Source organism: Pseudomonas glycinis (assembly GCF_054871425.1).
In genome coordinates, this window is record NZ_JBTYHF010000020.1 from 1 (window position 1) to 12258 (window position 12258).

12 protein-coding genes are annotated in these 12258 nt (G+C 60.3%); 5 read left to right on the forward strand and 7 right to left on the reverse strand.

Going from position 1 to position 12258, the window contains the following annotated elements; all coding sequences use genetic code 11:
- The coding region (locus ACYSTU_RS26885; protein WP_499002728.1) for a hypothetical protein at window positions 1-228 on the forward strand (228 nt) is incomplete at its 5' end.
- Here the strand turns inward: ACYSTU_RS26885 and ACYSTU_RS26890 are convergent.
- Together ACYSTU_RS26890 and ACYSTU_RS26895 are read right to left on the reverse strand one after the other, a co-directional pair.
- Window positions 213-554: a hypothetical protein gene (locus ACYSTU_RS26890; protein ID WP_024012691.1), complete on the reverse strand. Its 342-nt coding sequence runs from the start codon at window positions 552-554 to the stop codon at window positions 213-215. The genes ACYSTU_RS26885 and ACYSTU_RS26890 overlap by 16 nt on opposite strands.
- An 86-nt stretch (window positions 555-640) precedes the next feature.
- On the reverse strand, window positions 641-1282 hold the full coding sequence (locus ACYSTU_RS26895; RefSeq protein WP_051600691.1) for a class II glutamine amidotransferase: 642 nt from the start codon (window positions 1280-1282) through the stop codon (window positions 641-643).
- A 167-nt stretch (window positions 1283-1449) separates the two neighbouring features.
- Between ACYSTU_RS26895 and ACYSTU_RS26900 the strand changes: the two genes are divergently transcribed.
- From ACYSTU_RS26900 to ACYSTU_RS26910, 3 genes are all read left to right on the forward strand, one after another.
- On the forward strand, window positions 1450-1698 hold the full coding sequence (locus ACYSTU_RS26900; RefSeq protein WP_024012689.1) for a hypothetical protein: 249 nt from the start codon (window positions 1450-1452) through the stop codon (window positions 1696-1698).
- Between the two features lie 105 nt (window positions 1699-1803).
- The gene (locus ACYSTU_RS26905) at window positions 1804-2961 is read left to right on the forward strand and encodes a GGDEF domain-containing protein (RefSeq protein ID WP_073474876.1); all 1158 of its coding nucleotides are present in this window, start codon (window positions 1804-1806) and stop codon (window positions 2959-2961) included.
- A gap of 8 nt (window positions 2962-2969) precedes the next feature.
- Entirely contained in the window at window positions 2970-3485 is a 516-nt protein-coding gene (locus tag ACYSTU_RS26910) for a PaaI family thioesterase (protein ID WP_016774430.1), read from the forward strand.
- Window positions 3486-3681: 196 nt separating this feature from the next.
- Here the strand turns inward: ACYSTU_RS26910 and ACYSTU_RS26915 are convergent, their stop codons facing one another.
- Window positions 3682-5886 carry an OsmC domain/YcaO domain-containing protein gene (locus ACYSTU_RS26915; RefSeq protein ID WP_499002733.1) on the reverse strand — a complete coding sequence of 735 codons (2205 nt, stop codon included), beginning with the start codon at window positions 5884-5886 and terminating at the stop codon, window positions 3682-3684.
- Between the two features lie 220 nt (window positions 5887-6106).
- On the opposite strand from ACYSTU_RS26915, the gene ACYSTU_RS26920 reads away from it, so the two are divergent.
- Entirely contained in the window at window positions 6107-8716 is a 2610-nt protein-coding gene (locus tag ACYSTU_RS26920; protein ID WP_499002735.1) for a bifunctional diguanylate cyclase/phosphodiesterase, read from the forward strand.
- A 3-nt stretch (window positions 8717-8719) separates the two neighbouring features.
- Here the strand turns inward: ACYSTU_RS26920 and cydB are convergent, their stop codons facing one another.
- Genes cydB through ACYSTU_RS26940 form a run of 4 tightly spaced genes read right to left on the reverse strand, consistent with a single transcriptional unit; the run spans window position 8720 to window position 11739 of the window.
- The gene (cydB, locus tag ACYSTU_RS26925) at window positions 8720-9721 is read right to left on the reverse strand and encodes a cytochrome d ubiquinol oxidase subunit II (RefSeq protein WP_499002738.1); all 1002 of its coding nucleotides are present in this window, start codon (window positions 9719-9721) and stop codon (window positions 8720-8722) included.
- 12 nt (window positions 9722-9733) lie between these two features.
- A complete protein-coding gene (locus tag ACYSTU_RS26930) occupies window positions 9734-11107 on the reverse strand; it encodes a cytochrome ubiquinol oxidase subunit I (RefSeq protein ID WP_499002740.1) in 1374 nt (457 codons plus the stop codon).
- A gap of 3 nt (window positions 11108-11110) precedes the next feature.
- Window positions 11111-11500, reverse strand: coding sequence for a VOC family protein (locus ACYSTU_RS26935; protein WP_281881051.1), 390 nt, complete (start codon window positions 11498-11500; stop codon window positions 11111-11113).
- Between the two features lie 23 nt (window positions 11501-11523).
- Window positions 11524-11739, reverse strand: a complete 216-nt coding sequence (locus tag ACYSTU_RS26940; RefSeq protein ID WP_016774424.1) for a hypothetical protein — start codon at window positions 11737-11739, stop codon at window positions 11524-11526.
- Window positions 11740-12258 lie beyond the last annotated feature (519 nt).

Genomic DNA, 12258 nt, shown 5'->3' on the forward strand with positions numbered 1-12258 from the left:
CGTCTGGAAAAAGTGCCTCGCCGTAAGGGCGAAACCGCCAGCCGCAACACCACCAAAAAAGGATATACACCCAAAAACCCCGAAGCATGGTCGGCCCAAAGGCCGCCAAGTCCCAAAAAAAAGCCCCACAACCGAAAACCAGTGTGGGGCGAAAAAATTGGTTGGTTGCGGCCAACCAAAGGAGCTCTGTCAAAACCCGTCAAGCGCTCAGATCAAATACACTCCTGAGCCGCCCGCTCAAAACTCGAAGGCAACAAATTCGACGCCAGCAAATGCCGTTCATAAATGAACACCTTGCCGCCCTTCCCCGCCTTGTACGCCTCCAGCACGTTATCCGCCGAGACCTTGCTCGGCACCACAATCCGATAACTGCGCTGACTCTGCGAAACCGTCGGATTCAACGCACTGTCCTGCAACTTCGGCACCACGCAATCGGCGTACTGCGCCGGCGTCTTGCTGGTCTGCAAGGTCAGGGTCGGATCGTTCGGCGCCGAAGCGCAACCGGCGAGCAACAGGGAAACAAAAGCCATGGCTGGCACGAATAAAGTACGCATGGAGTAAATCCTGAAAAATAAAGGTCCGGTTCAACCGGCAACGGTTCGACTTCACGGCGCCGCCGTTGCCATTTACGTTTTAAGAATCAGCTCGACGCCACCAGGGCCTTGAGCGACACATCGAATTGCTTCAGCGCATTGAGTTGCAGGTCACGTTGCTGATTGATCTGCGCGGCGATCTGCGGCGCCGCCTGGTTGTGCACCCACACCGAAGGCAACTCTTGCTCGATCGCCCCCTCGGCCTTGCCGATGTACTGCAGATCGGCGTCGTAGAACCGTGCAGAGAAGCGCGCCTCGACCAAACTGTTGCGCTGAGTCAGCAAGCGGTTGAACGTGTCGAGCTTGACCACCACGTCCGGATGGGCCTGAACCAGCGCATCGAGGTTGTCGTAGACGGTCACCGAGACGAACTGCTGTTGCAGCGAACTCACCAGCCAGTCGAGGGCCAGTTCCGGGTCGGAGCTGCCGACAAAGGCGTCGCGGATTCGCGAGTCCAGTGCGTCTTTCGCACCGTTCAGCGCCATGTCGTGGTAGCGCTCCAGGTATTGCAGGTTCTGCAACGTGTTCTCGCTCAACAACACACCCACGGTCTGCGTGTGCTGCAACGCCGAGGCGCTGGCAGCGATGGGTTGCAGGTGACACGACCGGGCGTCGTCTGCGTAAGCCGGTGCGGTAACTACCCCGCCCATCAGCAGGGCGATCATTGCCAGTCGAGTCAGAATGTTCATCGCGCAATTTCCTTGAGCTGCGTCTTCGATGGAGGCGATTTTCCGCCGATCGCCGGCAAAGCAGAACTTGCGTTTCTTGATGGTCACTATTACTTCCAGCAATAGTTGCGCGTCGCGCAGACTGATGCACACTGAGCACATTCAAGAAAAATGATGAGGGTCTCGCCTTGAGAACGTTTGATCTGATCCGTGACACCGTGCTGCCCGAATATCGCGACCGCGTAGCCGAATACCTGATGCAGTACGAAAGCATCCTGCTGGACAAAAACAGCCGCGATGCGCAACTGATCCGCGACACTGCCCAGCAACTGCGCGGTTACCTGCGCGGGCTCAACACCACGCGGGTGCTGGGCATGGCCTATTGGGAAGAGCTCGATCGCCGCGTGGTAGACACCTGGCTAAGCCCGCAAGAGTGACCGCTGGAGCGCCAGTGGTCTGCCCGGCAACACGCCCCCTGCGAAAAACCTGACCAAACGCTTACAATCGCAGGCCTATTGCCATACAGACAGGCCTGCCCGGAAATGCCGCTCGACCCGCCAACGATGCTGACCATCACGATCGCCCTCGCAGCCGCTGCCGCGCTGTACCTGGCGGTCGAGTGGCGCAGCATCCGTGAGCCTTCGCTACTGTTCTGGAGCGCCGGTTTCGCCACCATCACCATCGGTTCCACCCTCGCTCTGCTGCGCAGCAGCGGTTTTCTGCTGCTGGGCATCTGGTTCGCCAACGGCCTGCTGGTGACCGCGCACTTCTTTTTCCTGCTCGGTGTGGCGCGCTTCACCCAGACCCGACTGTCGCCGGCGTGGTACCTGATTTTCGCGACGTGGCTGATCATGTTGATGTTGCCGGACGGCCCGCTGTGGTCCAAGGCCATGCTGGTGGCCAACTCGCTGCTGGTGGCGATCCCGACACTCAAGGCCAGTTCGCTGCTGCGTCCACACGGCAAGTCGTTGAGCGTTGGCGCGGTGCAACTGCGCTATGTGCTGCTCGGCCACGGCATCTTTTATGTGGCCAAGGCCCTGACCGTGGTGATCCCCGGCACGCTGATCGATCTGGCGGCGTTTCGTGGCGAGATCATTCAGATCTCGCTGGTCGAAGGCGCGATGGCGATCATGTTGATCGCCCTGTCGATGACCGGCACCGAGCGTTATCGCCGGGAAAAGCAAATCGCCCGCCTCGCCGAGCGCGATCCGCTCACGGCCCTCTACAACCGCCGCGCCCTGGAAAAACGCACGCCACGCCTGTTGGCCGGTGTCTCAGCGCAAAGACCGGGTGCGTTGCTGTTGATCGATATCGACAACTTCAAACTGGTCAACGACCAGTACGGGCATATCGCCGGTGATCGCTTGCTGATTGCCCTGAGCGAGATGATCCGCGCCCAGCTGCCGCCCCATGCGCTGACGGCGCGGCTGGGTGGCGATGAGTTTCTGATGTTGCTCAACAACGCCTCAGCCGAAGCTATCCTTGAACTGGGCAATGCCTTGCGCGAACAGTTTCTGGCCTTGGCGTCGCACACCTATCCCACGTCCGCTGCGGTGACTTTGAGCATCGGCGCCACCCTGTTCGACAAACCGCCGGCCAGTCTGGCGGCGCTGATCGAACTTGGCGACGCCGCGCTCTACGAGTCCAAACGCGGCGGCCGCAACCGCTTGCGCCTGTCCGGCCTCGCCACTCCAGGATGACCCCAGCCATGTCCAGCCACGCCACCCCGCTGCAAGACCTCGCCGCCCCCGAAGGCGTTTGTTACGGCTGCGGCGGCCGCAATCCGCAAGGCCTGCACGTGAAAAGTCGTTGGGATGAGGACGGCAGCCACGTCATCGCCGAGCATCTGCCCGACGCTCAATATTGCGGCTGGCCGGATCTGGTTTACGGCGGGCTGATTGCCATGCTCGTCGACTGTCACTCCAACTGGACCGCCATGGCCTGGCACTACCGCGCAGAAAACCGCGAAGCCGGCAGCCTGCCGCGCATCGACTGCGTCACCGGTAACCTTGGGATCAAGTTCATCAAGCCAACGCCGATGGGCGTACCGCTGCTCTTGCGTGCACGGGTCGAAGGTGAAGTCGGGCGCAAGACCCGGGTGATTTGCGAGGTGTATGCGGGGGAAGTGCTCACGGCAGTGGGTGATTCGGTGTTTGTGCGGGTGGATACGGGACAGTTGGCGGATGCAGCGCATGGCCGCGAAAGCCAAAGCCCCTCACCCTAGCCCTCTCCCAAAGGGAGAGGGAACTGACCGCAGTGTCTGGTGGAAATAGGCCGACCTGGAAAACCGAGTCGAACACAAATTCTGAAAAGCTTGAAAATCGGCTCCCTCTCCCTCGGGAGAGGGCTGGGGTGAGGGGCTGCGGTTCAAGCCACGCAGCCACACTCAAGCCGAAAGCGAAACGTTCGTAGCCAGCTCTTCAGCGCGACAACGCCGCCACACCAGCGCGCACCGCATGCAGCTTTTTATAGCTCTCGATCAAGCGCAAATGCCGATCCAACCCTTCCAGCTTCATGCTCGTCGGTGTCAGGCCATAGAACCGTACGCTGCCATTGACCGAACCAATCGCCGCATCCATACGCTCGTCACCAAACATCCGGCGGAAGTTGGCCTCGTAGTCTTCCAGCTCGAGATCCTCGTCCAGCTCCATCTCCAGCACCACATTGACCGCTTGATAGAACAAGCCACGCTCAACGGTGTTGTCGTTGTATTGCAGGAATGCCTCGACCAGATCCTTGGCCTCGTCAAACTTCTGCAGCGCGAGGTAGATCAACAGGCGCAGTTCCAGAATCGTCAACTTGCCCCACGGTGTGTTGTCATCGAACTCGATGCCGATCAGTGTGGTGATATCGGTGTAATCGTCCTGCTCGCTGCGCTCCAGCCCCTGAACGAGGTTGCGCAGGCCGACTTTGCTGAGATTGTGCAGGTTGAGGATGTCGGCGCGGAATTGCAGGGCTTTGTTGGTGTTGTCCCAGATCAGGTCTTCGATCGGGTAGATCTCCGAGTAATCCGGCACGAGGATGCGGCAGGCCTTGGCGCCGATGTGCTCGTAGACCGCCATGTAGACTTCCTTGCCCATGTCTTCGAGGATGCCGAACAGGGTCGCGGCTTCTTCGGCATTGGAGTTTTCGCCTTGGCCTGAGAAGTCCCACTCGACGAATTCGAAGTCTGGTTTGGCGCTGAAGAAGCGCCACGACACCACACCGCTGGAATCGATGAAGTGCTCGACGAAGTTGTTCGGCTCGGTCACTGCCTGCCCCGAGAACGTCGGCTGCGGCAAGTCATTGAGGCCTTCGAAGCTGCGGCCCTGGAGCAATTCGGTCAGGCTGCGTTCCAGCGCGACTTCCAGGCTCGGGTGCGCGCCGAACGAGGCGAAGACGCCGCCAGTGCGCGGGTTCATCAGGGTCACGCACATCACCGGGAATTCACCGCCCAGCGAGGCGTCCTTGACCAGCACCGGGAAGCCCTGCTCTTCCAGGCCCTTGATGCCGGCGAGGATGCTCGGGTATTTCTCCAGTACCTCTTGCGGTACGTCCGGCAGGGCCATTTCGCCTTCGAGGATTTCGCGTTTGACTGCGCGCTCGAAAATTTCCGACAGGCACTGCACCTGCGCTTCGGCCAAGGTGTTGCCGGCGCTCATGCCGTTGCTCAGGTAGAGGTTTTCGATCAGGTTGGACGGGAAGTACACCACTTCACCATCCGACTGGCGCACGAACGGCAGCGAGCAGATGCCGCGCTGGGTGTTGCCGGAGTTGGTGTCGTACAGGTGCGAGCCACGCAGTTCGCCGTCGCGGTTGTAAATGCCGAGGGTGTAGTCGTCGAGAATTTCGCTAGGCAATTCGTCTTTCGGACCCGGCTTGAACCATTTCTCGTCCGGATAATGGACGAATTCGGCGTTGGCGATGTCTTCGCCCCAGAACTGGTCGTTATAGAAGAAGTTGCAATTGAGGCGCTCGATGAACTCGCCCAGCGCCGACGCCAGTGCGCCTTCCTTGGTCGCGCCCTTGCCGTTGGTGAAGCACATCGGCGAATGCGCATCGCGAATGTGCAGCGACCAGACGTTGGGCACGATGTTGCGCCACGAGGCGATTTCGATCTTCATGCCGAGATCGGCAAGGATCTTCGACATGTTGGCGATGGTCTGTTCCAGCGGCAGGTCCTTGCCGGCGATGTAGGTGCCTGCCTGGGAATCGGACTGCGGCATCAACAAGGCCTGGGCATCGGCGTCGAGGTTGTCGACTTCTTCGATGATGAACTCAGGGCCGGTCTGCACCACCTTCTTTACCGTGCAGCGGTCGATGGAACGGAGGATGCCCTGGCGATCCTTGTCCGAGATGTCGGCGGGCAGTTCGACCTGAATCTTGAAGATCTGGTTGTAGCGGTTTTCCGGGTCGACGATGTTGTTCTGCGACAGGCGAATGTTCTCTGTCGGGATGTTGCGCGTGTCGCAGTACAGCTTGACGAAGTAAGCCGCGCACAAGGCCGACGACGCCAGGAAGTAGTCGAACGGCCCCGGTGCCGAGCCATCGCCCTTGTAGCGAATGGGCTGATCGGCGATCACCGTGAAGTCGTCGAACTTGGCTTCAAGTCGAAGGTTGTCGAGAAAGTTGACCTTGATTTCCATGCGGGATTACCAGAATACGGCTAAACGAATGGCGGCCATTATCCGGTTTTTGTGCGGGAAGTCTCGCCCTTTCGGGATTCGCCGCTGGCCGGCGCTGCTGGAAATTCCAACGGATTCGCTACACTTTGAAAAAATCCAGGCGATACCAATAACAACAATCTGAACATTGTGCGCTCGCCATTGTTCTAGATTCAGAAGACACCGGATCAAGGACGAGCACATGGCCGTTACTCTCCCTGCGCAGCCAATCCCCACCCCGCAACGCGCCGTGACCCGGCGCCTGGCCATCGCCGTTGGCGCACTGTTCGTTGCGGGTGTCATCGCCGCGATCAGCACCCTGCTTGGCATCGCCAATACCCTTGACGCGAAGGATCTGGAACAGAACCAGTTCTATTCCGTGCGCGCCGTGGAAAACCGCATCACCGCGTCGAAAAACTACATCACCAGTTATGCCTACTGGACCCGCGCCTATGAGGCCTTGAGCGGGCCGATCGACGTCAACTGGGCCTACACCGAACAGAACATGGGCAAGACCCTGTTCACCAGCGACGGCTACGACGGCGTGTTCGTCCTTGATCGCAATCGCACCAAGTACGCGGTGATTCGCGGGCAGATGGTTGAAACCGACGTATCCAGCGTACTGCAAGCGCCCGCCTCGGCGTTGGTCGAGCAGGTGCTGAGCCAGCCTGATCTGACCAAGCCGATCAGCCGCTATTCATTGTTCGAAGGCTGGCCGGCGTTGATCACCGCTGCCGCGATCATTCCCAACGACGAGCGCCCGCTGGATGAACTGAGAAACACCTCGGTGCTGGTGTTCGTCGACAAGCTGACCCCGACCAAACTGCGCAAGATCGGCAGCGGTTATGGCCTGACGAACCTGACCCTGGTCCCGGACGACACCATTGAAAAAGGCCATCCAAGCGTGCCGCTCGACAGCACCGGCTACAGCCTGGTCGCCGACCTGCAACGACCCGGTCAGCAATTGCTATGGACGCTGGTGCCACCGCTCGGCGCGACGTTTCTGGTGCTGATGCTGCTGACGGCATACTTCTTCCGCCACGCCCTGCGCTCATCGCAATACGTCGACAACAGTATCCATGCCATGCAGGCCTCGAATCAGGCCCTGGAAGCCGCCAATCATGCGCTCGAAGCCAGTGAAGAACGCTTTCGCGCCGTGGCCGAAGCGGCGTCGGACTGGATCTGGGAAGTTGATGATCAGTTGGCGCTGACCTATCTGTCGGCGCGCTTCAGCGAAGTCACCGGCTACCCGCAAGCCCTGTGGCTGGGCCAGGACATCGGCGAATTACTGACTTGCGACACCACGCCACTGGAGCTGTGGCTGCGCAAACTCAGCGAAGAAAACAGCGCCGGCGATTTGCGCTGCACTTATCGCGATCACTCCGGGCAGCCACGCCACTGCCGGCTCTCGGCGCGGCCGATTTTCGACAAGGACAGCGTCGTCGGCTATCGCGGCACTGCCAGCGATATCACCGACGAAGTCGCCGCCCATGCGCAGATCCAGCACCTGTCGATGCATGACGCCCTGACCGGCCTGCCCAACCGCAACAAACTGGCGCGTTATCTCGACGACGTCCTGGTATTGAAGGAACACGCGCCGCCGCTGTCGCTGCTGATGATCGATCTGGACAACTTCAAACCGATCAACGATTCCCTCGGCCATCCTGCCGGTGACGCGGTCCTCCAGGAAGTCGCCACGCGCCTGCGCGAATGCACCCGCGAGCACGACCTCGTCGCCCGCCTCGGTGGTGATGAATTCGTCGTGGTGCTCAATGGCATGGACAGCCATAACGAGATCGACAAATTCTGCACACGGCTGATCGGCAGCCTGCATCAGCCGATCCTCTACGAACAGCATCCGCTGCATATCGGCGCCAGTGTCGGCATCGCCCTGAGTCGTCGACACGGTTTCGTCGCCAGCGATCTGATCCGCTACGCCGACATCGCGCTGTATCAAGCCAAATCCGACGGCAAGAACACTTGGTGCTACTTCGAAGCGCACATGAGCGACCAGATCCAGACGCGCCGGCAAATGGAAGATGACCTGCGCCATGCGCTAAAACACAACGAATTCGTCTTGCACTATCAGCCGCGCTACAAGGTCGACGGCAAACACATCGTCTCGGTGGAGGCGCTGGTGCGCTGGCAGCATCCGACCCAGGGCCTGCTCGGGCCGGACGTGTTCATTCCGCTGGCCGAGCAGACCGACCTGATCGTACCGCTGGGCCGCTGGGTGCTGCGCGAAGCCTGCGAAACCGCGCTGGAATGGCCCCATGACATTCTGCTGTCGGTCAACCTTTCGCCTGCGCAGTTCGCCCTCAGCGATGTCGTCGAGGATGTTCGTGAAGTGCTGGTGGATACGCGTTTCCCGGCCAGCCGTCTGGAGCTGGAGATCACCGAGAACGTGATGCTCAATGACACCGACGGCGCGCTGACCACCATGAATCAGCTGAAGGAGCTCGGCGTGCGTCTGAACATGGACGACTTCGGCACCGGTTATTCGTCGCTCGGTTACCTACGCGCCTATCCATTCGACGGGATCAAGATCGACAAACGCTTTATCGCCTCGATCAGCAGCGGCACCAACGACCGTGCCGTGGTGCAAGCGATCATCGGTCTGGGCAAAGCCATGGGGCTGACGGTGACGGCCGAAGGCGTCGAGACCGAGGAGCAACTGGCCATTCTCGGTAAAGATCAATGCAACGAGGTGCAGGGTTATTTTATGAGTCGGCCGATCGACAAGGCGGCTTTTGCTGATCTGCTACGAGCTTCGCGACTGTCGCTGGTGAGCAAAAAAGGTCGGGTGACGTGAATCTCAGCCATCGCTGACAACGCGCACTTTGCCGCTGAACACGCGGAAACCGAAGGTGTTGTAGGCCAGCGTGATGGGGATCAGCACGGCGAATCCGACCAGCATGAAGATCTGGCTGGTGGGGCTTGAGGCTGCTTCGCTCAAAGTCAGATCCGGCGGAATGATGAATGGATACAGCGCGACCAGCATCACCGCGAAAGCCAGCACGAAAACGCCCAGTGCGGCGAACAGCGGGATGAAGTCGAAGCGGCTGTAAAAGCCTTTGCTGAATACCCATCCCAGAGCACAGAGGATGACCCCTGCCGGCAACCACAGTCGAATTTCGGCAAGCCGCCGGGCGTATTGCGGCTGCAACGTCGCCGTCCATGCAATCAGCACCAGTAATAACGCCACGGTGACAAGGGACAGCACGCGGGCCTGGCGGGCCGAGTGCTGCTGCAATTCATCAAGGGTGCGCCAGTACAGCCAGCACGTCCCCAGCCAGACGTAACCGAGCACCAGCACCAAACCGCAATACACAGGGAACGGATTCAGCCAGTCGCGCCCATCGCCAATGTACTGACCGCCCTGATGCGCAACGCCTTGCACGAGAGTGCCGAGCACCATGCCCTGGACAAACCCGGTCAGCAGCGAAGCCAGCGCCAGCACGCCGTCGACGATGCGCTTGCGTCGTTCGTTCGGTGCGTAATCGCGAAACTCCAGCGCCATGGCCCGCGCGATCAAGGCGAGGAACATCACGATAAAAGGCACGTACAAGGCCGGCAGCAAGATCGCGTACGCCAGCGGAAACAGCGCCAGCAGCCCGCCGCCGCCGAGCACCAGCCAGGTTTCGTTGGCGTCCCACACCGGCAGAATCGACACCGCCATGGCTCGCCGCTGATGACTGCAACCTGTTAGGCCCATGAGCATGCCGACGCCCAGATCGGTGCCGTCGAGCACCACGTAGTTCATCACCGAGAACGCCAATGCGGCAGCACACAATAGAGTCAGCCAGTCGGTGTCCATGTCTGCGACTCCTCAGTGCCCGGTTTCGTCGGCAAGGGTGGGCTGCGGCCCGGGTTGATCTTCCTGCGGCGGCTCGCGCAACAGGCGCAGCAACACCCAGAGACCGATGCCGAAGATCAGCAGATAAAACAGCAGAATCAACCACGTCGACCCGACGACTTGAGCCCTCGACACCGACGACAGACTGTCCGCCGTGCGCATCAATCCGTAAACGGTAAACGGCTGTCGCCCCACTTCGGTGACGACCCAGCCGCTGAGCATCGCCAGAAACCCGGCCGGCGCCAGCAGCACGCACGCGCCCAGCCAGCGCCGCGCCGTGTACAGGCGATGACGTCGGCGCAGGATCAGGCTGACCACACCCTGCCCAAGCATCAACAGCCCCAGCCCGACCATCAGCCGGAACGCGAAAAACACCGGCGCCACGGGCGGGATGTCCTCAGGCGGGAATTCATCAAGCGCGGCGATGGTGCTGGTCAGGTCATGCTGCAGGTAGAGTGAGCCGATGCGAGGAATGGCGACTTCCCAGTGGTTGCGCCGCTCGTCCATATCCGGCCATGCGAACAGGCGCAGTGGCTCCCCTGCCCCTTGAGCCGGGCGCGTCCATGAACCTTCGATGGCCGCCACTTTCTGCGGCTGGGCGTGCAAACTGTGCCGGCCATGCAGGTCCCCGACAACGATCTGCACCGGCATCAGCAGCGCAATCACCCACAGCGCCATGGAGAATTGCAGGCGAGCACGCGGGTTTTCCCGGGCCTGGCGCAATTGCCAGGCGCTGATCCCGGCAATCAGCGTCGCGCTGCCGATGAACACGGCAAGCAGCATGTGCGCCAAGCGATAGGGGAACGAAGGATTGAAGATGATTGCCCACCAGTCCGCGGCGAGGAAACGCCCGTCGGCGCCAATCGAATAGCCGGCAGGGGTTTGCATCCATGAGTTGGCGGAAAGAATCCAGAACGCGCTGATCAGCGAGCCCACCGCCACCGCACATGTGGCAAAAAAGTGCAGACGCGGGCCGACCTTTTTCAGGCCGAACAGCATGATGCCGAGAAATCCGGCTTCAATGAAAAACGCCGCCATCACCTCATAGAACATCAGCGGACCAAGGACATCGCCGGCCTGCACCGACAGCCGCGACCAGTTGAGGCCGAACTGATACTCCAGAATCAATCCCGACGCCGTGCCCACTGCGATATTTAGCGCAAACACTTTGAGCCAGTAGCGATAGACATCCAGATAAACCTGGCGCCCGGTCCTCAACCACAACGCCTCCAGCACCATGAGGAAATTCGCCAGACCGATGCTGAACCCTGCGAGCACGATGTGAAAGCTGATCGTGATCGCGAACTGGGCGCGGGCGGCCATCAGGGCCGAATCAACGAGCTCCATCCATCAGCCGCTGTAGAACACAGCCAGCTTGTTGCCTTCAGGATCGCGCAGATAGGCCACGTAAAAGTCCGGCGTATAGGCTTCGCGCGTGCCAGGCGCGCCTTCGTCGCTGCCGCCATGGTCGAGCCCGGCCTTGTGCACCTGATCGACCTTATGCCGCGAATCGGCGCGAAACGCCGGCATCATGCCGTTGCCGGGTGTCGCCGGCTCATCGTTGAACGGTTGCGAGATGTGCACACTCCCGGGCCCGTTGGACTTGTCAGCGCAATCGGGCAAGTAGAAACAGTAGTGTTCTTCACGGTCATGCCGATAGCCAAGCGGCGTCAGGATCGCCTTGTAAAAAGCCGCCGAACGCTCGACATCGTTGGCGCCGATAAACAGATAACTGAGCATGGGATGTCCTCCGATGGCAGCTGTCAGCGCTGTGGCTGTTCCTCGTTCAGGGTAAAAACATTGCCAGCGTCGCGCACCAACTGGCGCCATTCGGCACTGGTGATCAGGCCTTGCTCCTCCATCTGATCCGCAGCCTTGAGCAACTCGTCATATTGCTGTTCCGGATCGAGATCGCCCTCGGCCTGCTCCGCCATCCTGCGCCATGCCGCCAGTGATGCCTTCTTTTGCTGATCGAACATACGGGTATCTCCTGAGGGACTTACCCGGTAGAAAAAACAGCGCGACAGAGGTTCAGGGCAGACGACGGATGGACGGTTTAAGCGGAATTCTTGTAGGAGTGAGCCTGCTCGCGATAGCGGTATATCTGTCAAATTAAATTTGAATGTTCCTCCGTCATCGCGAGCAGGCTCACTCCCACAGAAAAGCAAAATCAAAAGATCGCAGCCTTCGGCAGCTCCTACAGTTGGTCGCGTACAACCTCAAGAACAGGTCGGCTGTCAGGCCGCCTTCGCGAGCAGGCTCGCTCCCACAAAAGCAAAAGCAAAGCAGCGCAGCTGCCCGCGGCGAAGCCGCCCCACTCAACAATGAGCGCAAGCTCGAGTGCTTTTGATCTTGCTTTTGATCCACCGGCGACGTCGGAAGGCTGAGTGGAGGGATTGATCCGGGCGTGGGAGCGCAGCGACCGTTCGACGAAGTCGAACACAGCGGAAGGAGGTGCAGCGAAGCAAACCGTAGCCGCTGCGCCCGGATCAGTCCCG

Excerpts from the sequence above, each read along its gene's own strand:
- ACYSTU_RS26940 (WP_016774424.1), bottom strand. The coding sequence starts at position 11,739 with ATGTTCGATCAGCAAAAGAAGGCATCACTGGCGGCATGGCGCAGGATG.
- ACYSTU_RS26895 (WP_051600691.1), bottom strand. The coding sequence starts at position 1,282 with ATGAACATTCTGACTCGACTGGCAATGATCGCCCTGCTGATGGGCGGG.
- ACYSTU_RS26910 (WP_016774430.1), top strand. The coding sequence starts at position 2,970 with ATGTCCAGCCACGCCACCCCGCTGCAAGACCTCGCCGCCCCCGAAGGC.
- cydB (WP_499002738.1), bottom strand. The coding sequence starts at position 9,721 with ATGGACACCGACTGGCTGACTCTATTGTGTGCTGCCGCATTGGCGTTC.
- ACYSTU_RS26890 (WP_024012691.1), bottom strand. The coding sequence starts at position 554 with ATGCGTACTTTATTCGTGCCAGCCATGGCTTTTGTTTCCCTGTTGCTC.
- ACYSTU_RS26930 (WP_499002740.1), bottom strand. The coding sequence starts at position 11,107 with ATGGAGCTCGTTGATTCGGCCCTGATGGCCGCCCGCGCCCAGTTCGCG.
- ACYSTU_RS26935 (WP_281881051.1), bottom strand. The coding sequence starts at position 11,500 with ATGCTCAGTTATCTGTTTATCGGCGCCAACGATGTCGAGCGTTCGGCG.
- ACYSTU_RS26920 (WP_499002735.1), top strand. The coding sequence starts at position 6,107 with ATGGCCGTTACTCTCCCTGCGCAGCCAATCCCCACCCCGCAACGCGCC.
- ACYSTU_RS26905 (WP_073474876.1), top strand. The coding sequence starts at position 1,804 with ATGCCGCTCGACCCGCCAACGATGCTGACCATCACGATCGCCCTCGCA.
- ACYSTU_RS26915 (WP_499002733.1), bottom strand. The coding sequence starts at position 5,886 with ATGGAAATCAAGGTCAACTTTCTCGACAACCTTCGACTTGAAGCCAAG.